The sequence below is a fragment of the Neptunitalea chrysea genome (assembly GCF_027924145.1).
Lineage (GTDB): Bacteria > Bacteroidota > Bacteroidia > Flavobacteriales > Flavobacteriaceae > Neptunitalea > Neptunitalea chrysea.
The window spans coordinates 30,267-55,894 of sequence record NZ_BRVP01000009.1; the positions used below are offsets into that span (position 1 = coordinate 30,267).

Below are 25,628 nucleotides of genomic sequence, written 5' to 3' on the forward strand. Positions count from 1 at the left end.
CAATAATCACCCTTAACCCGAAAAAAGGCATGTTTAAGAAAATACTTAAAAAGCCCGTTTTAGTACTGGTTATTACCATAATATTGGTGTTGGCTGGTGCGGCTAGTATAACCTCGTTACCTATAGAGCGTTTCCCTGAAATTGCACCACCTAGTGTAAGTGTAGGAGTAAAGTATCCTGGAGGTAATGCAGAAACAGTTGCTAAGTCGGTTTTATTACCAATAGAAGAGGCTATTAACGGTACCGAGAATATGACGTATGCCAACTCTACCGCCAGTAACTCTGGGGCTGGTAGAGTAACGGTATACTTTAAGCCCGGTACAGATCCCGATATTGCAGCGGTGAACATTCAAAACCGTGTGTCTACCGTAACTGAGAAAATTCCGCCGGAAGTTCTGGAAGCGGGTATCTCAGTAACCAAACGTATGAAAGGAAGTATCATGACATTAAATATTTACAGTGATGATACTACCTACGATGAAACCTTTTTAAATGCCTATACCCGCATTAACATTCGTCGTGAACTGAAACGTGTAGAAGGCTTGGCAGAAGCCAGTATTTTACGTCAGCGAGATTATGCGATGCGCATCTGGTTAAATCCACAAAAAATGGCTGCCTATGGGTTAACGCCAAGAGATGTATACAATCAGATTAAAGATCAAAACTTTGAGGCAGCACCAGGTAAGTTTGGAGAGAATTCCGATGAGTTGTTTGAGATTGTACTAAAGCATGGCGGACGTTTAAACCAGATTGAAGATTATGAAAATCTGGTCATAAAATCAAACTTAGAAGGAACCACTTTACACCTTAAAGATGTGGCTCGTATAGAGTTTGGAGCCTCTAACTATACCAGTGAAAACCGTTTGAACGGAAAGCCTGCGGTAACCATAGATATTGTTCAGCAAAACGGAGCCAATGCGGTTGAAATAGATAAAAAAATACGTGAAATTTTAGAAGAGCAGGAGAAACGTTTCCCAGAGGGCATACATTACCAAATTACCTATAGTGTTCGTCATCAGATAGACGAAAGTATGGAGCAGGTAAAGCATACCTTGGTAGAGGCTTTTATATTGGTATTCTTGGTAGTATTTATCTTTTTGCAAGATTTTAGAGCTACCATTATTACAGCTATCTCAATTCCGGTTTCGTTATTGGGTACGTTCTTTTTCTTAAAGGTTATTGGGGTATCCATGAATGTATTAAGTATGTTCTCTTTAGTATTAGCCATTGGTATTGTAGTAGATGATGCCATTGTAGTAATGGAGGCCATACACGAAAAAATGACCCACCATAAAATGGTAGCTACTAAAGCAGTATCAGTTGCTATGGACGAGATCACCGGGGCCATTATGTCTATTACCATTGTAATTGCAGCAGTGTTTATTCCGGTAGGGTTTTTAAGCGGGCCCGTTGGGGTGTTTTATAGTGAGTTTGCCTATACAATTATTTTTGCGGTATTACTATCGGCAATTAATGCACTTACATTAACTCCTCTATTAACCAAAATGTTCTTCGGGTCACCTAAAAATCCGAAGCGCAAAAGAAGACTTACTGCTTGGGTTAGCAATACTAAACTAGGGCAAAAAGGAAAAACCGCTGGAAAGAAAGGGTTCCGTAAGTTCGATTTTTATTTCTACCGATTTACCCAATCGTATGTACGTATTGTAAAATGGTTCTTAGTAAGAAAATGGGTTGGTTTAGGGGCGCTAGTAGTGCTTATTGGTTTAACCGTATTTTTATCTACTAGTACACCAAAAGCATTTATTCCAACGGAGGACGATAACTTTTTAATCTTTTCATTAAAGATGCCAGAAGGATCATCGTTACACCGTACCAATATGGCATTGCGTAAAGCCGATTCTATTTTACGAAGTGATGAAGCGGTAGCAGGAGTCAACACGGTATCTGGTTTTAATATTGTAGTAAACGCCGAGAGTCCGTCTTCAGGAATGGGGTATGTACAATTAAAACGCGGAGCAGAACGTGGAGCAGTACACGATATACAAGAAGTCATCAAACGCTTGTTAACCAAGCTAGATACTATAGACGAAACCTCGTTTAATATGTATCCGAGACCAACGGTACAAGGGTTTGGTAATTTTGATGGTGTGCAGTTTATGTTACAAGACCGTGCCGATGGAGACTTGGGAGAGTTTGGATTAATGATTAACGAGTTTATTCATCACCTGAATAGCCAACCGGAAATAGAAACAGCATTTACCTCGTTCAATCCTAATTTTCCGCAGTATAAGCTTAACATCGATTACGAGAAGGCGAAAAACATGGGGGTTAGTGTAAAAGATATGATGTTTACTATACAGTCGTATTTCGGACGTGTGCAACCAGGAGACTTTAATCGCTTTAGTCGTCAGTATGGAGTGTATATGCAGTCAGACATCCAATTCCGCGAATCGCCCGAATCATTTAACGGCGTATTTGTAAAGAACACCGCAGGGAAAATGGTGCCTATCAATACCTTGGTACGATTGGAACAAACCTACGGACCAGAGGTGGTAAACCGATACAACCTGTATAATGCAGCAAAGGTAAACGTAACCCCAGCCAAAGGATATAGTACCGGGGATGTAATGAGTAAGATAGAAGAACTAGCAGCAGACAAATTACCAGCCAGTTTAAGCTATGAATGGACAAGCATGAGTTTGGAAGAGAAAAACTCGGGTGGCGATACCATTATTGTATTCGTAATTATTATTCTGTTGGTATACTTTATACTAGCTGCGCAATACGAGAGTTTCTTGCTGCCATTAGCTGTAATGCTATCGTTGCCGGCGGGTATCTTCGGGGTATTTGTAGCCATTAATCTAGCAGGTATAGATAATAACATATATGTGCAAATTGGTATTATAATGCTCATAGGGTTGTTGGCCAAAAACGCCATACTTATTGTAGAATTTGTGGTACAAAAACGAAGATCAGGATTACCGGCGTTAGAAGCCGTTTTAGAAGCTAGCTCGTTGCGTTTACGCCCAATTATAATGACCTCGTTGGCATTTACTGTAGGGTTAATACCCCTAATGTTTGCGCACGAATCATCAGCTCAGGGGAATCATTCGGTAAGTATAGGCACTGCCGGAGGTATGTTAAGCGGCATTATTCTAGGTATTTTCATTATACCTGTATTGGCGTACATATTCCAACTGTTACATGACAAGTTTAATCTGGAGCGTTTTGGATCCAAAGAAGAAGTAATAGAACTAGCAGAAGAGTAATTTAGATAGAAAAAGGAAGAATGCAATTCAAATTCAAACATATAACATTACAACATAAGCAGTACCGTGGGGCGCTGCTGCTTAGAAGGATTGTGTTTACCTTGTTAGTTGGGACAGCTGTAGTAGGCTGTAAGGTAGGCAATCCTTATAAAAGACCGGTATTATATACCGGTACCCCCACATACTATACTCCCGGTGGAGTACCCACCGATACGTTATTGTTAGTTACTCAGGAAGTAAAAGATAGTATGTTACTGTCTGAAATTCCGTGGGGGGAGTACCTGCAAGACACCGTGTTGGTGGGACTCATCGAGGAGGCGTTGGTAAATAATATCGACATGCAAAAGGCATTGCAAAACCTACATATAGGGATGGAATCGCTAGAGCAGTCGAAAGCCAATTTCCTTCCATCGGTAAACAGTACACCGGGAGGTTATAGAAGCGATTATTATTCTGAGAATTATAACAATTATGGGTCTAACCGAGCAAGAAAGAACCATGGAGAAGGTGCTATACCCAACAGTTTCTATACCGAGCGTTTAGAATATAGCAGTGCTTTGCAAGCCAGTTGGGAAGCCGATATATGGGGTAAACTACGTTGGAAGAAGGAAGCCGCTCGTGCCCAATACATGAAAAGTGTTGCGTTTAAAAAGGCTCTGCAAACCGCTATAATTTCAGAAGTAGCAGCTACCTATTATAACCTACTAATGCTAAAGGCACAGATAGCAGTTGCCAAACAGAATTTTCAGTTAAACGATAGTACCCTTAACATCGTAAGGTTGCAATACGATGCAGGCGAAACCACCTCGTTGGCGGTACGCCAAACGCAATCGCGTATGCTAAAATCTAAAACGTTGATACCCGAGTTGCAATGTGCTTATGCACTAGAAGAAAATAAATTAAACCAATTGCTTGGTAGGTTCCCACAACCCATTGTAATTACATCTGAATTAGATGAGGTACGTTTTCAGGATATTTATGAAACAGGAGTGCCGTTAGATCTTATTAAAAACAGACCTGATGTGGCTATGGCAGAGTATGAACTGATAAGGAGAAATGCTAAAGCCGGAGTAGCCGAAGCACTTACGTATCCGCAACTTACTATTGATGCTAGTTTAGGATTAAATTCAAGAACCTTAGACGGATTTTTAAATCCGGTAAGCTCAGGGTTTGCCATTTTAAACGGTGCTATTTTTCAGCCCATTTTTAATAACCGTAAGTTAAAAACAAACTACCGTGTTGCCTTATCTGAAAAAGAAATAGCGCAATTAGATTTTAAAGATACATTAATAGATGCCATTGGTGATGTTTCGGGCTCCTTAGCTACACTCGATAAGCTAGAGGAAGAATATGCCATAGCACAAGAACGTATACAGGTGACTCGTCAGGGACTTAAAGATGCCGGATTGTTGTTTAAAAGTGGTTTTGCCAACTATTTAGAGGTGATTGCCGCACAAACCGATGCATTGGAAAGCGAACTGAATTTAATTGCAATTAAGAAACAGATATTAATTGCCAATGTAGAGTTGTATAGAAGTTTGGGGGGCGGCTGGCAATAACCGCTTCCCGAGTTAGGTTAGGTTGTAACCCTCGGACCATCTTTCTTCTAGGTTCGGGGGTTCTTTTTTGTGGTGAAAATAAATATAATAAAACATATTCTAAAGTTAGTGAGATTTTTTCTCATTTATAATCTATATTTGTAAATAGAAAGATTTCTTATAAAGAAAAAGAAAATATGATTATTGAATTTACAGTGGGTAATTTTTTGTCATTTAAGGAAAATAAAACATTATCCTTGGAAGCAACTAATATAACAGAGCATAATAATTCTACTTTTAAAATAGGCAATTTTAAACTTTTAAAAAGTGCTGTTCTTTATGGTGCTAATTCAAGTGGTAAATCTAATTTTATCAAAGCAATTTCCACCATGAAAAAGATTGTATTAACATCTGTTGAAAGAACATCTGCATCAAAATTTGAAGTTATTCCCTTTTTACTTAATACAACGACAAAAAACGAACCTACTTTCTTTGAGGTTGTTTTTATAATTGAAAAAACTAGATATAGATATGGTTTTGAGATTGATAGCAATTCAATCTTAGGAGAATGGCTTTTTAAATTAGAAAAGCATGACGAGGTACCTCTTTTCATAAGAGAAGAAAATGGTATCGGAGTAACTGATGAATTTGTAGAAGGAAGGGGGCTTGAATCTAAAACTAGAGAAAACGCCCTTTTTGTTTCTGTTGTAGATCAATTTAATGGTGAGATTTCAGCCAGAATTATTCAATGGTTCGATAATTTAGGAACAATTTCCGGTTTAAGCCATGAAAACTATAGAGGCGTCACATTTTCTTTATTAGATAAGAAAACATCAAAAGAAAAGCTTTTAGATTTTTTCAAAGACCTAGATTTAGGTTTTGAGCAGTTAAAATTCCGAAAAGAGAAATTTCAAGAAAGCATATTACCAAGTGACATTCCATCAGATCTTCTCGATGATATCATAAACGATTTACAAGGGAAAACTATAGCTAGAATTAATACTGTTCATAAAATATTTGATGACAATGGTAATCAAGTTGGTTTAGAAGATTTTGAATTAAGAGAGCAGGAATCGTCAGGAACAAATAAGATAATTGATATTTCTGGTCCAATTTTCGATATTTTACTAGCAGGTGGGGTTCTAGTTATTGATGAATTAGATGCGAAACTACATCCTTTAATGACCGCAGCTATTACAAACTTGTTTAATTCTCCTGATTTTAATAACAATAATGCTCAATTAATTTTTGCTACTCATGATACTAACTTACTATCATACGGTAAATTTAGAAGGGATCAAATCTACTTTTTGGAAAAAGATAAATTTGAAGCTAGTGATCTATATTCACTAATAGAGTACAAAGAAGAAGGCTCTGAGAAAAAAATCAGAAAAGATAGATCCTTTGAAAAAGATTATATTAAAGGTAGATATGGAGCCATACCCTTTATTGGAAACTTTGAAGAAATTTTAAGAAATGGCTAATATTATAAAAATTGATAACGCTGTTCTCAAAAGAAGGCGAAGGACTGAACAAAAGCGTAAAACTGAATTTAAATCTAAAAGAATGTTTTACCTAATTGTTTGTGAAGGTGAAAAAACGGAGCCTAACTATTTTGAATCACTTAAGAAGTCTCTCCCTAAAGGAGTTTTAGAATTAACAAATATAGATATTGATGGAACAGGTAAGAATACTCTTTCAATTATTGATGAAGCTAAAAAGTTAAGGGATAAATATTATAGTCAATATTTACGAACAATAGACAAAGTTTGGGCTGTATTTGATAAAGATAGTTTTCCTGATGAAAATTTTAATAATGCCATAAACAAAGGAGAGAATTCAAAACTAAAGATTAATTGTGCTTGGACGAATGAAGCTTTTGAGTTATGGTATTTATTGCATTTTAATTATTATAATACAGGAATTTCAAGAAGGCAGTATCAAAATCTTATAGAAAAGGAAATAAATAGTGCGAGTAATAGAAGAGATTATCGATATTTAAAAAATTCTAAAGATATGTTTGCTCTTTTAAATAAGTATGGGGATCAAAAAAAAGCAATTACCAATGCAGAAAGGTTAGAAAAGCAATATTTGGATAGAAATTTTGCTAGGCATAATCCATCTACGAGGGTACATAATTTGGTATGTGAATTAATAAAGTTAACAGAAGATTATGTTAGAGAACAAAGCATTTAGTTTGCGTATTAAAAAAATATCGTTTATAAATATCCCTAAATCCTTATATTTCCTAAAACCGCAAAAAACATGTTTCCAACAGACTCCGAGTTTACTACCTTATATAGTTTGTTTATCGTTTTTTTAGGGTACTTGGTGTTTATGACGTACAAGTCTAAACGGAAAGGGTATTATAAAATTAACCTTGTTATTTATCTGTTGTATACTGCGTTGTTTATTGTGAAGTTTACCAATCCTGATAACTTTAAATACGGTAGTAGTTTAGTTATGTTACTGATACCTGGTTTTGTGGTAGGTATTCACATTGGGGTGCTATTATTGGTGTGGCTGGTAAGGTTAGCGGTGAAAGGGGAATTGTGGTAACATAAACCACATCCTTTAACACAGCTATCCATAACACGTTCGCCAATCCCCTCAAACATTTTCCTACCTTTGTTACGCATCAATTTTAAATTCTGTAGTATGAAACGTTTGCTGTTTTTGTGTGCGGTATTGGCGGTTACGGTAGTAACGGCACAAAATACCATTAGCGGATATGTGAATCCGGCTGAGTTAGCCATGGCTAAAGAGGTGGTACTATTATCGGTAGACCCATCTGCGCCCTCAGTAAAGGATAGCACCAAGGTATTGGCTACATCGGCTATTGGCAAAAACGGTGAGTTTAGTTTTGGAAAAGAATTGTTTCAGCCTACCGAAAAGGTGTACCAGCTAGCTTTGGCGGGGGAGAAGTATAATGGTACTACCGGATTTCCGCAAATGATTAAAACTCTGAAAACGTTTATACTGTCGGCAGACGATTATATGGTGTTTAACGGCACTACTACCGAGTATGAAACCACCAGTGCAGCCGATAAGGAATGGGCCAAGTTTAAAAAGTTTGAGAAAGCAAGGCATGCACAGGCGTTTGATGCACAGCAAGTGGCAGGCTACTTAACTTCTACAAAAGGATACATTAAAGACTCCCTACAAATTTTATTGGTGAAGTTAATGAGCATACAAGAGCTAGATGCTAAGCACTTGTTAGATACCGATATTAAAGAGAATCCTGATTATTACGAGCAATTGTTAGTACAACTAAAGGAGAGCGATGTAAAACCAGAGTACTATATGTATTTAGAAAGCAAACTACACCAATACCATTACCTGCAAGCCAATACATTTTTTAAAACCAGTGTTATTGTAAATTTACTATTAGTGGTGTTGTTAGTATGGGTAGTTGTGAAATGGTTAAGAGCCAGAAAACAGCAAAAGCAAGAACCTGCTATAGCACTTAGCAAACAAGAAACCTTGGTAAAGAATCTTATTTTAGAGGGTAAAACCAATAAAGAGATTGCTGCCACCCTGTTTATTAGTGTAAGTACGGTAAAAACTCATATTACCAATATATACAGTAAGTTACAGGTGAGTAATAGAAAAGACCTCATACAACAATACCAAAATACAACGGGTACTAGTACCTATTTGGTACCCGAATAAGGTATAGAAATGCAGTAAGGCATCGGTTATTTGCAGCAAAAGAATAACCAACATGAAATTACTGTTTACTACGCTATGTTTTTTATCGGTTGTCATTGGTTTTGGACAACAAAAAGCAATCCTTTCTTGTACTGTTACGGTAGAAGATAATGAACCATTACCTTATGGTACGTTACAACTTACCCAAGAAGGTACAACATCCCCTGTTTATTTTACTATAATTGATGGCAAGGTGAGTACCGAAGAACTTCCTTTAGGTACGTATCAATTGTTTATTGCTACTTTGGGGTATAAGGATTATACGGAAACCATTACCCTAAATAGAACCACTCAAAAGAGTATTGTATTAACTATCGATGTTACCCAATTGGAGGGTGTTACAGTTACCTCGGCACAAAAAAGCATGACCTACAAAAACGGAATCCTATCTGTTAATGTGGCAAATAGTGTATTGGCAAACATGTCGGCTACTACAGATGTGATAGGTAAGTTACCCGGTGTTATTGTAAGTGCCGATAAAGAGTCTATTAATGTATTGGGTAAAGGGAGTCCTATTTTGTATTTGGGGCACCAGCGTATTACTATAGAGCAATTAAATAGTATTCCGGTTAATGCTATAGAAAAAATAGAGTTGCTTAAGAATCCGTCTGTTAAGTACGAGGCCGATGGAAACGCAGTGCTGGTAATAACCTTAAAAAAGAACAACGATAAAGGGTACCAAATACAACTAAAAGAAGATGCTTCTCAACAACACAATTTTAATAATTACTTAAGTGGTAATGCGTATGTAGGGCTGGGGAAGATGAGCATGCAATTATCGTTAGGATATAACCAGTTGCAGCATTGGGAAAGCAATACCTCTAAACTTAGGTATGTAGCAGAAGGGTTTACCAATGAGTATGTGGTATTATCAGACGGAAATAGAGCCCAAGTTCCGGGGTCGGTTGGGGTATCGTATAACCTCAATGAGACCGACTATATTTCTACTCAAACCAGTTTTATGATACATAGAGACCCAAGTCCTATATACAGTCAGACCAATATTACCGATAATGGGGTAACTACCTTTTACGACAACTATAGCAGCAATAAAAGTAACCGTGATTATATTAGCACGAATCTTAATTATTATAAAAAGCTAACCGCTAAAACCGGCTTATTTACAGGGGCACAATACACGTATAAAAAAAGAGAGTCTAACAGTAATGTTTACGATGTTACAATACCCAATACTGTAAGCTTAACGGCACAAAACATTCAAAAATCGAACATAGAGGTATTTTCCGCCAAAGCCGATGTTGAGGTTGCACTTAACGAAAAAACACAGTGGGAGTCGGGCGTAAATCTGTACTTAGCGGAAACAACCTCTCAATCGAGTAATCGTAATGAAACGACTCCAGATTATCTTTATAAAGAACATACGTATGCGGCTTATTCGCAATTAAAAGGAGAAGTGAAGAAAATATCCTTTACCGCAGGTTTGCGTTTAGAGCATAACACCCGTAACGGAAGTTATATAGAAACCGGAGAAACAGAGGTAGATAATACCAATACGTACCTATTCCCAAGGGTACATACAACCTGGGAAATAGACAGTGTAAACTCCGTAAGTGTAAGTTATAATAAAAGTATTTCGCGTCCATCATTTTCACAAGCTAACAATGCTAAGGTATATATAAATGAGTATTTAGATTTTGTAAACAATGTAAACCTGCAACCTTCTATACGCGATGAAGTGGGTGTAGAATACAAACGTGGTAAAAAAGGACTCCATTTTGTGGCCTATAGAGCAACCAATACAGTATACTATTTAACCAATTATGATACCGATAGTGAGAAACTACAAATAGGAGCTACCAATGTAACTTCGGAAAACGGATACCAGTTAATTTTAATGCTTCCTTTTAGTCATAAAATATGGAATTCTACCAATTACTTGTATGGTGGTTTGGTAGATGTGAACAATGTAAACGCGCAACATATGGGGGCTACTCCGTACTTTTATTACTATACCGATAACGAGCTAAAGTTTAAAAAAGACTTTACTATTGGGGTGAATTATTTCTACATGATGAAGCATGAAGAAGGCGTACGTACCAGTGCCGGATTTAGTTCGTTAGGGATAAATGCCAGCAAAAAGTTCAATAAGCATTGGACGTGTTTTTTATATGCCAATGATGTGTTTAATACCTTGAAATTTACACAAGCATATACTACCAATGGCATTGATAGTAAGACCACTTATTTTACCGATAATCATGGGGTAGGTTTATCGGTTACGTATACTTTTGGCAAGCTGGTTAAAAAGAATTTTAAAAACAAAAATGTAGACGAACAGTTAGACAGGGTGAAGTAGTTTAGGGTAGCACCGGGACTCGAACCCTGTTCTCCTCATTCACAGTGAGGCGTTTTACCGGTTAAACTAGAGCTACCGTTTGCAGTATTGACTAACTACTTTTTAGAAAGTGAATCTCGTTTATCTAGTAAACTACTTCGGAGCAAGCCCACAAAGTAGTTAACCTCAATTATTTAGTAAACCTAACAGGATTTGAACCTGTACTGCCAGTGCCAAAAACTGACGTGCTAACGTTACACTATAGGTTTAAACATAAAATAGTACAAGAGAAGAGACTCCAGCTCTAAAAACCCTGATTCTAAATCAGGTGCGTGTGCCTGTACGCCACTCTTGTAAGTGGAAATAAGCGCTATGCCTACGGGAGACAGCCGTAAGCATAGGTTATTCCCTTTATTCCATGAGTGGAATTGAGACAAGGATGGGATTCGAACCCATATAAAACAGATTTGCAGTCTGTTACCTAACCATTCAGTCACCTTATCAAATCATTTTTGTGGAAGTGGTAGGATTTGAACCTACACGCCTAATAAGGACCAGATTTACAGTCTGGCGAGCCAACCAATTGCTCAACACTTCCTTCCTTTTTTCTTTTTCAATAGTTTTTTTCCCACATGTTTAAAAAAAAAGCATCTCCGGGAAAAGGAGATGCTTTTTTACTTGGTTATATAATAGCCGCTAGGGCATTATAAGTCGTATCTCCTTTTTAGGTATTTTATATAGTGTTGTACTACAGGCACAATAATGTATATAATAACACAAACTAAGTTGCGATTGCTGCTGTGTATGTAGTGTATGTGTTTTCATTTGTATGGTGTTTGTTATTTCGACAGGGCAAAGATGGAAACCTTTTTTGAATTACACAAATTATTTTTACATTTAAAATGTTGATAATCAGTGTTTTGTGTGTTGATTTTAGCGTGTTGAATTCCTGTCCGGCATCATGCGGATTCTTGAAATGTATACAACTGACTGTCTCCCAATTGTTTTGTTTTCAATTCAATTATTTGTTATGTTTTGTACTACAGTAACTTTGCATCTCAAAAAAAATTAAAAAAAAAGCGTCCAATTTATATTGGACGCTTTGTATAACTGATTTTAGTTGTTTTTCTATCGTATGAATCACCTTAAATTAGCCCGCAGCATCCTGTGTTGTTCACTATATAATGAACAAGAATAACATAGTTGTACACTATGTTGCTGTATGCTATGTAGGGTAACTGTTTTCATATAATCTTACAAAAGTAGTGTTTTATTACGTAAATATGCTTTTATAGCACAAAGGGATGTTCCTCTTGGCTAGCCTAAATTACTGTCTTGTATACTTTGCTTGTATCGTTTCAATACTAGGATAGTCTATAACTAAAGTATCTGCAGATATGGTAAAGGTATAGTCCCATACGGCGGTACATGCAGTAGAGCTAAGTGTATAATTGTTTAACGAGTAGGTGCCATCTGTGGTCATAGTAGCATCTATAGTACTTGAACAAAATTCTCCGTTGCAAGTAAAAGTACCATTGGTATCAAATGTAAGTGTTCTGTTGCTGTTTACCTCTACAAAGGGGACTACACTACCTGGTGAAACTTTCATAGCGGTAAGTTTCCATTCACCCACCAAAGCATTATCGTTTATGCTATCGTCATTTTTGGTGTCGTTACAAGAAAAAGTGAATCCGATAAATAGTAATAATAGTGTAAAATTTCTCAAGTTATAATGGTTTTATTGCTTATAAGATGCAGAAAACTAAAAAGGTTGCGTGCGTAAAAAACAATAAAAATGGTGTGTTAGAGCAAGTTATAGGTGTGGAGTTAGGTTGCTGTGGTGTATTTAAATAAAGATATACAGATAGTTGTAATAAGTAAATACACTTTTACCCAAACAAAAAGCTCACTACTTCTTCTACTTTATTTACCTTTTTAACCTCAATGTTTGTGTTAAGTTCTGGTAGTTTACTTTGGCCCGATATTACAATAGTTTTAAAGCCTAATTTTTCAGCCTCAGTGATACGTTGTTCTACGCGGGTAACAGGGCGAATTTCTCCTGCTAAACCTACCTCCGCGGCAAGGCATACATGGCTTTGTATAGCAATATCTTCATTAGAAGAAAGAATAGCGGCTACTACTGCTAAATCTATAGCGGGGTCATCTACAGTAATTCCTCCGGTAATATTTAAAAACACATCTTTAGCACCTAATCTAAATCCGGCACGTTTTTCTAAAACTGCCAGTAACATATTTAAACGTTTTACGTTAAACCCGGTAGCACTACGTTGTGGTGTACCGTATACAGCGGTACTAACTAATGCCTGTATTTCTATAAGTAGCGGACGCAAACCTTCTACGGTAGCAGCAATGGCCGTACCACTTAATTCTTCGGCATTTTTAGAAAGTAAAATTTCTGAAGGGTTAGAGACCTCTCTTAGTCCGGCACCTTGCATTTCATAAATACCTAACTCATTGGTAGATCCAAACCGGTTTTTGTGTGCCCGCAAAATGCGGTATACATGGTTGCGGTCGCCTTCAAACTGAAGTACTGTATCTACCATGTGTTCTAGTATTTTAGGACCAGCTATGTTACCATCTTTGGTAATATGACCAATTAATAATACGGGTGTATGGGTTTCTTTCGCAAATTTTATTAGTTCAGAAGTACACTCTTTAATCTGACTAATACTACCCGCAGAAGACTCTATGTAATCTGAATGTAAGGTCTGTATAGAATCAATCACCAATACGTCGGGATCTAATTCCTGAATTTGTTTAAAAATTACCTGCGTTTTAGTTTCGGTAAGTATGTAGCAATCATTTGGTGTTTGCTGTATCCTGTCGGCTCGCATTTTAATTTGGCGTTCACTCTCCTCACCAGATACATACAATACCTTAAACGGTAAGTTTAAAGCAATTTGTAAAAGCAGGGTACTTTTACCAATACCCGGTTCACCCCCTAATAAAATTACTGCACCAGGCACCAATCCACCACCCAATACACGATTAAATTCGCCATTAGGGGTACGCATTCTAAACTCGTGCTCACTCTCAATTTCCTTAATGGCAATGGGCTTAGTAGCACGTTTTTTACTGGTGCTTGTAGCGGCATTTTTCCAACTTTTAGGATCTTCTTTTTGTATAATTTCTTCGGCAATGGTATTCCACTCTTTACAAGAAGTACACTGTCCTTGCCATTTGGCGTATTGAGCACCGCAGTTTTGGCAGTAAAAGGTAGTTTTCAGTTTTGCCATTACAGCCCGAAATCTATTTTAATTTGTTGCATTTTTTCGTAAGCCAAATCTTTGGTCATAAAGTCAATTTCTTCTTTAGCAAAAGCATCCTGATAGTATTTCAACGCTTTCTTAGGCTTCCCTGTCAATTCGTAATACTCACCAAAAAAATAATCAGACATCATGGTTTTAGGATAATCTCTCTTAGCTAATTGTGCTAATTTTTCAAGAGATTCAAAATCTTCTTTTTTCTTAGAAGCTACATAGATAGCCATAAAATCATTGATAAGAATTTCTTTTTTAAACCCAAAAAGTTGCTCAATAGTATTGTATTTATCATTTAAATAGTTAACTACATGATCTTCCATAGGCATAATTTTTTCTTTATACTCTTGCGTACTAATAGGTTTAAATATAGAGAAGATATCACTTAATGCTTTAGGAATGGCATTAATAGCAAGTGTGTTATGATTAGCACTTTTAAACTTATCGTAGTAGTAATAAAGGTTTTTATTATTGTTAAGCTCTAATTGTGTATTTAGGTTAGCAACATCTGTTTTGTTAACTCTAATATCATTATCTGCCGTGGCTAGGTAGTAAAATTTACGAGAGTTAATAGTTTGCAGTCGTGTAGCTATACGATCTTGCATCTTAGGAGCAAAAGTAGGGCTTAATGAAATATATGCATTAAATAGTACATCTTCTCTAAGTAAATAGTAGTTAATAAAACCAGCACTTAAATCGTGTCCAATAACAAGACGAAAGTTAGCAATGGTATATTTACTTTCTATATAAGGAATAAGCTCTATACCAACAAAATCAAAAAAGTAACTTCCTTTGTTTTTAGGGAGTCCATTTTCTTCATCAAACTCCATATCACTGTAACGGCTCTCAAATTGATTAACCCCAACCACAATAGCCTCGGGCATTTCTTCAAAGTAAGTTAAGTAGTTAATGTTTGATACTACCGGATCAAACAAATAATCGGCATCTAAAACAATAACTAAAGGGTATACTTTGGTTTCGGTATAATTGGCAGGAATATGAATTTTCAACGATCTTTTCTCTTCAAGAATTCCAGATTCAATTTCTTCGTTGATAACCTGAGCGTTTGCAATAAGTGTAAATAGGAAAAGCAAACCGAGTAAGATTTTTTTCATAAGCTTAAGAATATGCATTGGTTAATGAGCCTGTGCAAGTTAGTAAATTATTTGTTTTTGTTGTAAATGGGTAATAAAATTAAGGAAAGCCCTCCAAAAAACACCAACATTACAAATTGAGCTATCCAGATAATCCAGCCAAAGGCAGTACCTACGGTTAAAGTAACCCCAAAAAGTGATAGAATTTCGGCAATAGCAAAAGGGTACGATCCAAAACCACCGTTGGTAAAAGCAATGGTAAAACTGCCAATAATAAAGGCCGAAAGTACAACCCCAAATTCCATGTTTTGGGTTTGTGGTAAGGCGTAAATATTAATGTAAAACATGCTTAAATACATTATCCAAATAAAAATGGTATGAGCAATAAATGCCCATTTTTTGTCCATTTTAATTATAGACAATACACCTGTCATAATACCCGATACCAAACCACGTATTTTAAGACTGATTTTAGTATTGGTTTTGTAGATGAACCATAAAAAAGTAAGTCCTAGTACAGTGGCTCCTGCCATAAGACTTAATAAGAGGGTAGTGTTAACGGTTTCTAAAAGATATTCTTTTAAAATATCTATCTGAATAAAAAATGCGGTGGCTACAATAAGTCCTAATACAATAAGATCGGCAACACGCTCTGCAATAATGCTTCCTAAAGCTTTGTCATAAGGTACATCTTCGTACTTATTTACCACCAAAGCTCTGGAAAATTCACCTGAGCGCGGGATAAACATATTCATTATGTATCCTGAAAAAACAGCCATCGCATTGTTAGCCAAACTAGGGTTATACCCCATGGGTCTCAACATAAAATTCCAACGGTAAGCACGTGAGAGGTGGCTTAAAAAACCGAAGGAGATAGAAATAATAACATACCAATAATTGGCATTTTTAAAATAGTGTTTTATTTCGGTAATCTGCTGCGGAGTAAATTTACTGAGCGAATACCATATTAAAAAAACTCCCAACGAAAGTGGGAGTATAAAACTAGCTATTTTTTTAATATTCATTTTCACTGCTATTGCAACAGATTGTTTTCTTCGTTAGGGAATACAATAGCAGGTTTAAAAGTTTTGGCTTCTTCAAAGTCCATAACTGCATAGGCAATTAATATTAACACATCACCTACAGCTACTTTACGGGCTGCTGCTCCGTTTAATGTAATTTCGCCACTGTTTCGTGGTCCCGGAATTACATACGTTTCTAATCGCTCGCCATTATTATTATTCACAATCTGTACTTTCTCTCCTTGAATAATGTTAGCGGCTTCCATCAGGTCTTCGTCAATAGTAATACTGCCAATATAATTTAAATCGGCTCCTGTAACTTTAACTCTGTGTATTTTAGATTTTACAACATGTACTTGCATGGCACAAAAGTAATTAATTTAAAGCTATATTATCAATTAGTCGTACACCATCGGCATAGACTGCAATAAAAGCTCTGTATTTTTTAGTGTTTAACATCGATTTTGTGGGAATGAGTGTTTCCTCATCGCAAATTTCAATATATTCCAAATCAAAACCGGCATAATTTTGAAACTCATTGCTTACCCAACTACTTATTTCTTCAACATTTTTAGTGCCAAAACAGTTTTTGACATGTGTTAATGTGTTGTAAATAAAGGCAGCTTTTTGTCTGGTTTCGGGTAGTAAACGTTCGTTTCTAGAGCTCATTGCCAAACCATTCGCTTCTCTTAAAATTGGGCAGCCAATAATAGTAACGGGCATTTGCTCTTTATGAACCATCTTTTTTATAATCTGTAACTGTTGAAAATCTTTCTCTCCAAAATAAGCATTGTTGGGTTTTGTAATCTCAAACAGTTTTTTAACCACAGTGCCAACCCCGTCAAAATGTCCGGGTCTGTGACTACCTTCCATTTGGTTTTCCAGTCCGTCAAAATCAAAATAAGCAGACATAACTTCATCTTCGTACACATCTTTTGCGTTAGGAGCGTAGATAAGTACCGTATCGTTAAAGGCATTTATTTTAGCTACATCAGCTTCTAAGGTACGCGGGTATTTCTCCAAATCTTCCGGGTTATTAAATTGTGTAGGATTCACAAAAATACTGACAATCACCACATCATTTTCAGATACAGCTCTGTCAATAAGTGATATATGCCCCTCGTGTAAGGCTCCCATAGTAGGAACCAAACCCACTAGGGTATTTGTCTGGTTTTGGTTTGAAAAGAAATTCTTTAGTTTTTCTTTCTCTGTAAAAAGGTTCATTTTCTCGTCTTTGGACGGTGCAAAATTATATATTTTAGGTCAAATACACATAATTTTTGTAATTTTGCATGTTTAAAAGTGAGTCTTAACCAAAGAAAAGATTTTATGACTGATAAGAAAGTGTTATTTGTGTCCTCTGAAGTGATGCCTTACCTGCCTGAAAATGAAACTTCATTAATGTCGTTCGAGTCGCCAAGAATGGTAAATGACAGGGGGGGGCAAATACGCATATTTATGCCGAGATTCGGAAATATCAATGAAAGAAGACATCAATTACATGAGGTAATACGTTTATCTGGAATGAATTTGGTGGTGAACGACATGGATATGCCATTAATTATTAAAGTGGCATCTATTCCTAAAGAGCGTATTCAGGTATATTTTATTGATAATGAAGAGTACTTTAAACGTAAAGCTACTTTTAAAGACGAAGACGGTAATTTGTTTCCTGATAATGACGAACGCGCTATCTTTTTTGCTAAAGGGGTAGTAGAAACAGTGAAAAAATTAAACTGGGCTCCAGACATTATTCATGTGCATGGATGGATGGCCTCTTTGCTCCCATTATACTTGAAAAAGTACTATGGAGACGAACCACTTTTTGCAGAAAGTAAAATTGTAACCTCTGTATACAACAAAGGCTTTGACGGAACGTTAGATGAAAAGATGATGGATAAGGTTTTGTTTGATGGTTTTGTAGAATCTGAAATTTCTGTAATCAAAGAACCTGATTACTCCAATATAATGAAACTGGCAGCTAAAAACTCAGATGGGGTCATCATAGCCTCTGAAACCTTGCCAGATGATTTACAGGAATTCCTTTCATCATTAGAAGTTCCGGTACTGCCTTTTGTTCCTGTATTTGAATTTGAAGAGGCTTACATGGAATTTTATAAAAATGAAATTTTAAATTTAACGTCTTAAAAATTGCATGATTAAAAACTCGAAGACTTGCGTGCAGACCTTAGCTTGGGGAATATTATTGCTAATGGTACTGTCATCTTGCAAGAAAGATTTTAGTAATTTGGATTTACCGGGGGTAAGTCCAGATTTTGAAACTGACGTGGCATATTTTAAAACGTATGCCAAGAATGTAAGACTTAACTCTGTACAAACAGATGGGTTGAGTCTGTATCAGTTAGGAAAGTACACTAGTGGTGTTTACGGTACAGAGGAGTCGTATATTGTTTCTCAGTTAACCTTAAACGCTACAAGCCCACGATTTGGGTTGTATTCTCAGGAAAGAGAAATGGCAGACGATACATTGGTGTCTACCATTGATGAAGAAGAGTTGGTAACAAGGGTGTATTTAGATATACCGTATTTTACCAATGTAGTTTTAGATGAAGAGGGGAGTGCAGTATTAGATGACGATGATACAACTACGTATGAGTTGGATTCTATTTATGGAGACAGCGATCAAGAGTTTGGGATTAAGGTACAACGATTAACGTATTATTTAGGAGATTACGCAGCTCCTGATTTTACAGATGATGAGAAATATTACTCGTCAAATCCAACGCCTGATTTCTTAACTAACTATACGTCTGATGTATTGGCAGATAAAGGCGATTTTAAAATTAGTAATGAGACGATTAAAATCTATAAAGAGGATGATCCTGATACAGAAGATGTAGATGAGTCTGAAGAAATAGAGGAAGTATTAACGCCGCGTTTACGTTTAGATTTAGATACCGCTTTTTTTCAGCAGTACATAATTGATCAGGAAGATAATACGGCATTTAAAAATGTTTCGAATTTTAAAGAGTACATGAGAGGTATTGTTATTAATACATACGATATAAGTGATAATTTATTGATGCTTTTAGACTTGTCTGAAGCAAAAATAACTATCGAGTATTCATATACGTCGGCTTCAGAAAATGATGAAGGTGTAGTGGAGTATGATACGACTAATACATCTTCTTTTGATATCAACCTTAATGGGAATATGATTCAGAAAACTACCACAACAGATTTCCCTAGTATGGATACCTCTGATGATACGGAGCTTATCTATCTGAAGGGAGTACAAGGTAGTATGGCGCAAATAGATTTATTAGACGCTACTGATTTAGAAACCATGCGTGACGAAAATTGGTTGATTAATGAGGCGAACCTAACATTTTATGTTGATAGAGACGATTTGGATGGTAATGGAGTTATAGAGCCAAATCGTATTTTTTTGTTTAACCTAGATGAAGAAGGGATTCCTTTAATGGACTATGCGTTCGATCCTACAGCAACCTCTGTAGCATATTCATCAAGATATGTTCATGGAGGTATTATAGAAAAAGATGACGATGATGATGCCGTTAAATATAAAATTCGTTTAACTGAGCATTTAAATAATATTGTTAGAAATGATTCTGTAAACGTTTCTTTAGGGTTGGTAGTGTTATCCGATATTAATGCGGTAACAACATCGACTGTTAGAACCGTATCTGAAGAAGAAGTTATTATTCCTGCTGGATCAACAACAAATCCGTCGGGAACCATTTTATACGGGTCTAGTGCAACGGTACCGGAAGATAAGCGTTTGCGACTGGAGGTATTTTATACAAAACCCTCTAATTAAAGTTATAAAATATGTGTGGAATTGTTGGATATATTGGCTACAGAGAAGCTTATCCTATTGTTATTAAAGGTTTAGAGCGATTAGAATATCGCGGATATGATAGTGCTGGTGTTGCGCTTTATGATGGAGAAGAAGTTCATATTTGTAAAACCAAAGGAAAGGTGTCTGACCTAAAAGAAAAGGTTGAAGGGGCTGTAGCAATCACGGGAGCTCTAGGTTTAGGGCACACGCGTTGGGCTACTCATGGGGTGCCAAACGATGTAAATTCACATCCACACCAATCTAATTCTGGAGATATTGTTATTATCCATAACGGAATTATTGAGAATTATGCATCTATAAAGCAAGAGCTTACCAAAAGAGGATACGTTTTTCATTCGGATACCGATACCGAGGTATTGGCTAACCTTATAGAAGAGGTAATGAAAATTGAGGGCGTAAAATTAGGTAAAGCTGTTCAGATTGCTTTAAAGGAAGTTGTTGGAGCTTATGCAATTGCGGTATTCGATAAGAAAAAACCAGACGAAATAGTGGTAGCCAGATTGGGTAGCCCGTTGGCTATTGGTATTGGTAAAGATGAATATTTTATTGGATCTGATGCTTCTCCGTTTATCGAGTATACTAGTAATGCTATTTATTTAGAAGATGAAGAAATGGCTATTATTAGAATTGGTAGAGAGGTAAGGGTAAGAAGTATTAATGACGATGAGCAAATAGATATTAATATTCAAAACTTAAAGATTAGCCTTGAGCAAATAGAGAAGAAAGGGTATGATCATTTCATGCTTAAAGAGATCTATGAGCAGCCAAGTGCTATTTTAGATACGTTTAGAGGTAGGTTATTGCCAAATGAAGGCATTATAAAAATGTCGGGTATAGAGGATAACCTTTCTAAATTTACCGGTGCCAACCGTATTATTGTCATTGCTTGCGGAACTTCATGGCATGCAGGTTTAGTAGCCGAATATTTATTTGAGGATATTGCCAGAATACCTGTAGAGGTAGAGTATGCATCTGAGTTTAGATACCGTAATCCGGTAATTAAGAGAGATGATGTGGTAATAGCTATTTCACAATCTGGTGAGACAGCCGATACGCTTGCTGCTATTAAGTTGGCAAAATCAATGGGAGCCTTTGTATTTGGAGTTTGTAATGTAGTAGGTTCTTCTATTGCAAGAGAAACCAATGCTGGGGCTTATACCCATGCCGGACCTGAAATAGGTGTGGCTTCTACCAAAGCATTTACAACACAAATTACGGTGCTTACCTTAATTGCGTTACGATTAGCAAATGCTAAGGGTACATTATCTACCAGTGATTATAAAAAGTGTTTGTTCGATTTAGAAGCGATTCCTAAAAGAGTAGATGAAGTATTAGAGGTAAACAATCAGATTATTGAAATAGCTAATAACTATAGTAATGTATCTAACTGTTTATATTTAGGAAGAAAATACAATTTCCCGGTAGCACTTGAGGGAGCCTTAAAGCTTAAAGAAATTTCATATATACATGCAGAGGGGTACCCTGCTGCAGAAATGAAACACGGGCCTATTGCGCTGATAGATGAACAAATGCCGGTGGTTGTAATTGCCACAAAGAAAGGTAATTACGAAAAAATTGTAAGTAATATTCAAGAGATTAAATCTAGAAACGGACGCATTATTGCTATTGTTACTCAGGGGGATACCATGATTAAAGAAATGGCTGATTTTGCTGTTGAAATTCCGGAGACATCCGAATTTTTAACCCCGTTAGTGGCTACCATTCCACTTCAGTTATTGTCTTACCATATTGCTGTTATGAGAGGATGTAACGTAGATCAACCTCGTAATTTAGCAAAGTCTGTTACTGTGGAGTAGTAACAAGCGTGGGTGAGTTGGTTTGACTTTTTATAGCCTTATTTAACAGGCTTTATAGATATTTGGGTTCCGTTTTCGGAACCCTTTTTTTATCTAGTACTACGGGTATTTTAAAATGAATATTCAAAAAGGGATAGTTTGTTCTCTTTGTTATAGGTTGCAATTATCGAATCTATTACAGTATTCAGAAATATCAGTTTGAGTTTTCAAAGAGGTGCCTTCTTCCTCGTGAATTAATGTACTAACTCTAACTAATATGTGTAATGTCTCTTTCATTAATACCCTATTTTAACTATTTGGAAAATAATAATAAATCTATACTACTGCTATAAAAACACATTAAATTAGTATCACTACTTATCATCCAATAAAATACAAGTATAAAAAACACTATAATCTGATGGATTTATGTAAATTAGTCAGACTTGGCTTGTCTACAAAATGGGTAAAAGTTATAACACGATTAATGAGTATGCTCGAAACAAAAGACAACCGAGTATTGAAGTCCTGTTTGAAATAGCTGAAATATTGAATATGGAGGCAAAAGAACTAATTGAGAAACGAGATTTTAAGAGAAAATAAATGAATTTAGATACACAAAGCCTACAACCTATTATAAACTTCATCTGGACAGTAGCAGATGATGTTTTAATCAATAAGTATTTAGAAAACCAATATCAAGACGTTATATTACCGATGACAGTGTTAAGACGTTTAGATTTGGCGTTAGAGCCTACCAAAGACCAAGTACTTAAAACGCATAAAGAATTTAAGAGTAAAATAGATAATCTTCTAGGTTTACTAACAAGTAAAGAACACGGTTCTGGATTGGCATTTTACAACACTTCACCATACACAATGAAAAAGTTGTTGGATGACCCAAAAAACATTGACAGTAACTTTGAGGACTATCTAAACGGATTCTCAGAAAACGTACAAGACATCATTTCTAAATTCAAATTTAGAAACCAATTAGAAACACTTGAAAATGGTGGTATTACTTTTTCACTTATCGAAAAATTCTGTAATCCAAAAATAGAATTACGCCCTGAAAAAATATCACCTATGGCAATGGGTTATATGTTTGAGGACTTAATTCGCAGATTTAACGAAAAAACAAACGCTGCTGCTGGACGTCACTTTACACCAAGAGAGATTATTGAATTAATGACCCATTTGGTGTATTTGCCTGTAAAAGACCAAATACAAAACGGAACGTTTTTAGTATACGACCCTTGTGCGGGTTCTGGAGCAATGCTAACACAATCCAAAAAATATGCAACCAATCCTGATGGAGAAATAAAATCTAAAGCAACCTTTCATTTATACGGACAAGAAAACACAGGTGAAATGTATGCGGTTTGTAAATCAGATATGCTACTAAAAGGCGAAGACCCAGATAAAATAAAATTTGGCTCTACCCTAAGCGAGTATGGATTTGACCCAAACCTAAAGTTTAACTTTATGCTTACCAACCCACCATACGGTACAAGTTGGAAAGAAGACCAAAAAGAACTGAACGTAGGGACAGCCAAAAAAATAGAAATAAACGATACACGTTTTAACCTACCTATTAAAAACTTTAAAGGCGAACTCGAAGAAACATGTTTGACTTCACGTAGCAATGACGGACAGTTAATGTTTATGCTACATATGCTTTCTAAAATGAAAGCCCCAAAAGATGGTGGTAGCCGTATTGCTTCTGTACACAATGGTTCTGCCCTATTTACAGGAGATGCAGGGAGTGGTGAAAGTGGTATACGCCAATACATTTTAGAAAACGACTTGCTAGAGTGTATTATACAATTGCCCAACGATATGTTTTACAACACAGGTATTGCCACCTATATCTGGATTTTAAGCAATGTAAAAGAAGACAAACGAAAAGGAAAAGTACAGTTGATAAATGCCTCTTCTAAAGGTGAGTTTTCTAAAAAAATGAGAAAGCCTTTAGGAGATAAAAGAGTTGAATTAAATCCTAGCCATATTTTAGATATTCAAAATTTATATTTTGCCTTTGAAGAAAATGAATATTCTAAAATATTCGATAATGAGGATTTTGGCTTTTACCAAATTACAACGCAACAGCCATTAAAATTAGCTATTACTAATTGTAAAGAAAAAATTAGAAATGGTAAAGGAGCTTATTTAGAAGATTTATTGAATGTTGCAGGTTTTAACATTGAAGTAATAGCAGACTTTTTTGGAGATGATATCCATTTAGATTTCAATAAATCTATAATTGATTTTTCTAGTCATTTGGGAGTTAAAAAGGAAGGATTTATAAATAAAACCATAAGGGATGTTTTGTCTGTATTTGCAGAAACAAATAGTGATGCTAAACCAGTCTTTAAAAATATAAATGATTATAAGAAACATAAAACTCAACCCGAAAAAAGAGTAGAGAATACAAAATATATAATTGATAAAGATTTAAAAGATTTTGAAAATGTGCCAATGACTGAAAATATTGAAACATATTTTCAACGAGAGGTAAAACCATTTGCACCTGACGCTTGGTACGATAAAAAGAAAATGAAAGTAGGTTATAATATTCCATTAACTAAGCATTTTTACAAGTATGATGAACTTAGAAATCTTGATGTTATCACAAAAGAAATACTCTCTTTAGAACAAGAAACAGATGGTTTGTTAAAAGAAATTATTGACTAATGAAAAACAACCACAGTTATATAAATACATCAAAAATTGATTGGCTAAATAAAATTCCAAATCATTGGAAAGAAGTTAGACTTGGAAGTGTTTTTAATGAAAGAAAAGAGAAGGTATCTGATAAAGATTTCTCACCGCTTTCTGTTACTAAAAATGGAGTTGTTCCACAATTAGATAATGCGGCTAAATCTAATGATGGCGATAACAGAAAATTAGTATTAAGTGGAGATTTTGCAATTAATAGTCGTTCAGATAGAAAAGGTTCTAGTGGCTTATCTATATATGATGGCTCTGTTTCGCTAATAAATATTGTCTTAAAACCGATAGACATAGTTCCTATTTTTTCTCAATATCTATTAAAATCATACTTTTTTAAAGAAGAGTATTATAGATATGGTAGAGGTATTGTAGAAGACCTTTGGACTACTAGGTATTCTGAAATGAAGAATATGATTATTCCAATTCCACCAAAACCAGAACAAATTGCTATAGCTAATTTTCTCGACTACAAAACGGAAAAAATAGACCGTTTTATTAAAAATAAAAGGCAACTTCTTTTGCATAAAATTGAACGCAGAAAATCCATAACTACTCAAATAATAAATTCTAATACTGTTAAATATTTAAGGCTATCTGTAATTACAAATTTAATTGAAAGACCTATTAACCGTAAGGATAATAGTAGTTTTATTCCGATAGGTTTATACAATAGAGGAAGAGGAATCTTTCATAAACCAAAAACTTTAGGAAAGGATTTAGGAGATTCTACATTTTTTAAAATCAACAAAGGAGATGTGATTTTAAGTGGTCAATTCGCTTGGGAAGGTTCAGTTGCGTTAGCAAAACAATCAGACGAGGGTTGTATTGCTTCACATAGATATCCAATTTTAGAATGTAATCAAAAATTTATTTTACCTGAATTTCTTTTTTCACTATTTCTGATGGGCATTTTCTTTTAGAAACTAATTCTATAGGTGCAGCAGGAAGAAATCGTCCATTAAACCCTAGGAAGTTAATTAAAGAGAAGATTCCTGTTCCTTCTCTATCGGAACAAAAGTCACTTATCGAGATTATAAAAAGTGAGATTGCTTTAAATGATTTAGTAGAAAAAGAAATCACTTT

At 35.6% G+C, this 25,628-nt stretch carries 19 protein-coding genes and 4 tRNA genes; 13 read left to right on the plus strand and 10 right to left on the minus strand.

Annotated features, from left to right (window positions below; genetic code table 11):
- The first annotated feature begins 29 nt into the window (after nucleotides 1-29).
- The 7 genes from NBRC110019_RS07795 (at nucleotide 30) to NBRC110019_RS07825 (ending at nucleotide 10,796) form a co-directional block, all read left to right on the plus strand.
- Nucleotides 30-3,230, plus strand: a complete 3,201-nt coding sequence (locus NBRC110019_RS07795; protein ID WP_281753802.1) for an efflux RND transporter permease subunit — start codon at nucleotides 30-32, stop codon at nucleotides 3,228-3,230.
- A gap of 20 nt (nucleotides 3,231-3,250) precedes the next feature.
- Nucleotides 3,251-4,789 (plus strand): TolC family protein, encoded by a 1,539-nt coding sequence (locus tag NBRC110019_RS07800; RefSeq protein ID WP_281753804.1) that lies wholly within the window; start codon nucleotides 3,251-3,253, stop codon nucleotides 4,787-4,789.
- Nucleotides 4,790-4,965: 176 nt separating this feature from the next.
- The gene (locus tag NBRC110019_RS07805) at nucleotides 4,966-6,252 is read left to right on the plus strand and encodes an AAA family ATPase (RefSeq protein ID WP_281753805.1); all 1,287 of its coding nucleotides are present in this window, start codon (nucleotides 4,966-4,968) and stop codon (nucleotides 6,250-6,252) included.
- Entirely contained in the window at nucleotides 6,245-6,964 is a 720-nt protein-coding gene (locus NBRC110019_RS07810) for an RloB family protein (RefSeq protein WP_281753807.1), read from the plus strand. The genes NBRC110019_RS07805 and NBRC110019_RS07810 overlap by 8 nt, the downstream gene beginning before the upstream one ends.
- Nucleotides 6,965-7,033: 69 nt before the next feature.
- Nucleotides 7,034-7,327 carry a hypothetical protein gene (locus NBRC110019_RS07815; RefSeq protein ID WP_281753808.1) on the plus strand — a complete coding sequence of 98 codons (294 nt, stop codon included), beginning with the start codon at nucleotides 7,034-7,036 and terminating at the stop codon, nucleotides 7,325-7,327.
- A 99-nt stretch (nucleotides 7,328-7,426) separates the two neighbouring features.
- Nucleotides 7,427-8,440: a response regulator transcription factor gene (locus NBRC110019_RS07820; protein ID WP_281753810.1), complete on the plus strand. Its 1,014-nt coding sequence runs from the start codon at nucleotides 7,427-7,429 to the stop codon at nucleotides 8,438-8,440.
- 52 nt (nucleotides 8,441-8,492) lie between these two features.
- Complete coding sequence (locus tag NBRC110019_RS07825; RefSeq protein ID WP_281753812.1) at nucleotides 8,493-10,796, plus strand: TonB-dependent receptor domain-containing protein; 2,304 nt, start codon at nucleotides 8,493-8,495, stop codon at nucleotides 10,794-10,796.
- A gap of 4 nt (nucleotides 10,797-10,800) precedes the next feature.
- On the opposite strand, the gene NBRC110019_RS07830 is transcribed toward NBRC110019_RS07825, so the two are convergent.
- The 10 genes from NBRC110019_RS07830 to panC form a co-directional block, all read right to left on the minus strand.
- Nucleotides 10,801-10,873 (minus strand) — tRNA-His (locus NBRC110019_RS07830).
- Nucleotides 10,874-10,973: 100 nt separating this feature from the next.
- A tRNA-Gln gene (locus tag NBRC110019_RS07835) sits at nucleotides 10,974-11,044 on the minus strand.
- A gap of 162 nt (nucleotides 11,045-11,206) precedes the next feature.
- A tRNA-Cys gene (locus NBRC110019_RS07840) sits at nucleotides 11,207-11,278 on the minus strand.
- Between the two features lie 12 nt (nucleotides 11,279-11,290).
- Nucleotides 11,291-11,373 (minus strand) — tRNA-Tyr (locus tag NBRC110019_RS07845).
- A 729-nt stretch (nucleotides 11,374-12,102) separates the two neighbouring features.
- Nucleotides 12,103-12,501: a lipocalin family protein gene (locus NBRC110019_RS07850; protein WP_281753814.1), complete on the minus strand. Its 399-nt coding sequence runs from the start codon at nucleotides 12,499-12,501 to the stop codon at nucleotides 12,103-12,105.
- A 163-nt stretch (nucleotides 12,502-12,664) separates the two neighbouring features.
- Nucleotides 12,665-14,032 (minus strand): DNA repair protein RadA, encoded by a 1,368-nt coding sequence (gene radA / locus NBRC110019_RS07855; RefSeq protein WP_281753816.1) that lies wholly within the window; start codon nucleotides 14,030-14,032, stop codon nucleotides 12,665-12,667.
- Nucleotides 14,032-15,171: an alpha/beta hydrolase gene (locus NBRC110019_RS07860; RefSeq protein ID WP_281753818.1), complete on the minus strand. Its 1,140-nt coding sequence runs from the start codon at nucleotides 15,169-15,171 to the stop codon at nucleotides 14,032-14,034. Before NBRC110019_RS07860 ends, radA begins: the two co-directional genes overlap by 1 nt.
- 47 nt (nucleotides 15,172-15,218) lie before the next feature.
- Nucleotides 15,219-16,175: a lysylphosphatidylglycerol synthase transmembrane domain-containing protein gene (locus NBRC110019_RS07865; protein WP_281753820.1), complete on the minus strand. Its 957-nt coding sequence runs from the start codon at nucleotides 16,173-16,175 to the stop codon at nucleotides 15,219-15,221.
- 8 nt (nucleotides 16,176-16,183) lie between these two features.
- A complete protein-coding gene (gene panD / locus NBRC110019_RS07870) occupies nucleotides 16,184-16,534 on the minus strand; it encodes an aspartate 1-decarboxylase (RefSeq protein ID WP_281753821.1) in 351 nt (116 codons plus the stop codon).
- Between the two features lie 13 nt (nucleotides 16,535-16,547).
- Nucleotides 16,548-17,396, minus strand: a complete 849-nt coding sequence (gene panC / locus NBRC110019_RS07875; protein WP_281753823.1) for a pantoate--beta-alanine ligase — start codon at nucleotides 17,394-17,396, stop codon at nucleotides 16,548-16,550.
- 105 nt (nucleotides 17,397-17,501) lie between these two features.
- Between panC and NBRC110019_RS07880 the strand changes: the two genes are divergently transcribed.
- The 6 genes from NBRC110019_RS07880 (at nucleotide 17,502) to NBRC110019_RS07905 (ending at nucleotide 25,465) form a co-directional block, all read left to right on the plus strand.
- Nucleotides 17,502-18,320: a glycogen/starch synthase gene (locus NBRC110019_RS07880; RefSeq protein ID WP_281753824.1), complete on the plus strand. Its 819-nt coding sequence runs from the start codon at nucleotides 17,502-17,504 to the stop codon at nucleotides 18,318-18,320.
- A gap of 7 nt (nucleotides 18,321-18,327) precedes the next feature.
- Nucleotides 18,328-19,974, plus strand: coding sequence for a BamH family beta-barrel-assembly machinery protein (bamH, locus tag NBRC110019_RS07885; RefSeq protein WP_281753826.1), 1,647 nt, complete (start codon nucleotides 18,328-18,330; stop codon nucleotides 19,972-19,974).
- Between the two features lie 11 nt (nucleotides 19,975-19,985).
- Nucleotides 19,986-21,833 (plus strand): glutamine--fructose-6-phosphate transaminase (isomerizing), encoded by a 1,848-nt coding sequence (gene glmS, locus NBRC110019_RS07890; RefSeq protein ID WP_281753828.1) that lies wholly within the window; start codon nucleotides 19,986-19,988, stop codon nucleotides 21,831-21,833.
- Between the two features lie 441 nt (nucleotides 21,834-22,274).
- On the plus strand, nucleotides 22,275-22,415 hold the full coding sequence (locus tag NBRC110019_RS07895) for a helix-turn-helix domain-containing protein (protein ID WP_309297643.1): 141 nt from the start codon (nucleotides 22,275-22,277) through the stop codon (nucleotides 22,413-22,415).
- Nucleotides 22,416-24,506, plus strand: a complete 2,091-nt coding sequence (locus tag NBRC110019_RS07900; protein WP_281753830.1) for a type I restriction-modification system subunit M — start codon at nucleotides 22,416-22,418, stop codon at nucleotides 24,504-24,506. It abuts the gene before it with no gap.
- Nucleotides 24,506-25,465: a restriction endonuclease subunit S gene (locus NBRC110019_RS07905; RefSeq protein WP_281753832.1), complete on the plus strand. Its 960-nt coding sequence runs from the start codon at nucleotides 24,506-24,508 to the stop codon at nucleotides 25,463-25,465. The genes NBRC110019_RS07900 and NBRC110019_RS07905 overlap by 1 nt, the downstream gene beginning before the upstream one ends.
- The last annotated feature ends 163 nt before the right edge of the window (nucleotides 25,466-25,628 follow it).

Excerpts from the sequence above, each read along its gene's own strand:
- glmS (WP_281753828.1), top strand. The coding sequence starts at position 19,986 with ATGTGTGGAATTGTTGGATATATTGGCTACAGAGAAGCTTATCCTATT.
- NBRC110019_RS07905 (WP_281753832.1), top strand. The coding sequence starts at position 24,506 with ATGAAAAACAACCACAGTTATATAAATACATCAAAAATTGATTGGCTA.
- NBRC110019_RS07805 (WP_281753805.1), top strand. The coding sequence starts at position 4,966 with ATGATTATTGAATTTACAGTGGGTAATTTTTTGTCATTTAAGGAAAAT.
- NBRC110019_RS07815 (WP_281753808.1), top strand. The coding sequence starts at position 7,034 with ATGTTTCCAACAGACTCCGAGTTTACTACCTTATATAGTTTGTTTATC.
- NBRC110019_RS07810 (WP_281753807.1), top strand. The coding sequence starts at position 6,245 with ATGGCTAATATTATAAAAATTGATAACGCTGTTCTCAAAAGAAGGCGA.
- NBRC110019_RS07820 (WP_281753810.1), top strand. The coding sequence starts at position 7,427 with ATGAAACGTTTGCTGTTTTTGTGTGCGGTATTGGCGGTTACGGTAGTA.
- panD (WP_281753821.1), bottom strand. The coding sequence starts at position 16,534 with ATGCAAGTACATGTTGTAAAATCTAAAATACACAGAGTTAAAGTTACA.
- NBRC110019_RS07895 (WP_309297643.1), top strand. The coding sequence starts at position 22,275 with ATGGGTAAAAGTTATAACACGATTAATGAGTATGCTCGAAACAAAAGA.
- NBRC110019_RS07795 (WP_281753802.1), top strand. The coding sequence starts at position 30 with ATGTTTAAGAAAATACTTAAAAAGCCCGTTTTAGTACTGGTTATTACC.
- radA (WP_281753816.1), bottom strand. The coding sequence starts at position 14,032 with ATGGCAAAACTGAAAACTACCTTTTACTGCCAAAACTGCGGTGCTCAA.
- bamH (WP_281753826.1), top strand. The coding sequence starts at position 18,328 with ATGATTAAAAACTCGAAGACTTGCGTGCAGACCTTAGCTTGGGGAATA.
- NBRC110019_RS07900 (WP_281753830.1), top strand. The coding sequence starts at position 22,416 with ATGAATTTAGATACACAAAGCCTACAACCTATTATAAACTTCATCTGG.
- NBRC110019_RS07825 (WP_281753812.1), top strand. The coding sequence starts at position 8,493 with ATGAAATTACTGTTTACTACGCTATGTTTTTTATCGGTTGTCATTGGT.
- panC (WP_281753823.1), bottom strand. The coding sequence starts at position 17,396 with ATGAACCTTTTTACAGAGAAAGAAAAACTAAAGAATTTCTTTTCAAAC.
- NBRC110019_RS07800 (WP_281753804.1), top strand. The coding sequence starts at position 3,251 with ATGCAATTCAAATTCAAACATATAACATTACAACATAAGCAGTACCGT.
- NBRC110019_RS07860 (WP_281753818.1), bottom strand. The coding sequence starts at position 15,171 with ATGAAAAAAATCTTACTCGGTTTGCTTTTCCTATTTACACTTATTGCA.
- NBRC110019_RS07880 (WP_281753824.1), top strand. The coding sequence starts at position 17,502 with ATGACTGATAAGAAAGTGTTATTTGTGTCCTCTGAAGTGATGCCTTAC.
- NBRC110019_RS07865 (WP_281753820.1), bottom strand. The coding sequence starts at position 16,175 with ATGAATATTAAAAAAATAGCTAGTTTTATACTCCCACTTTCGTTGGGA.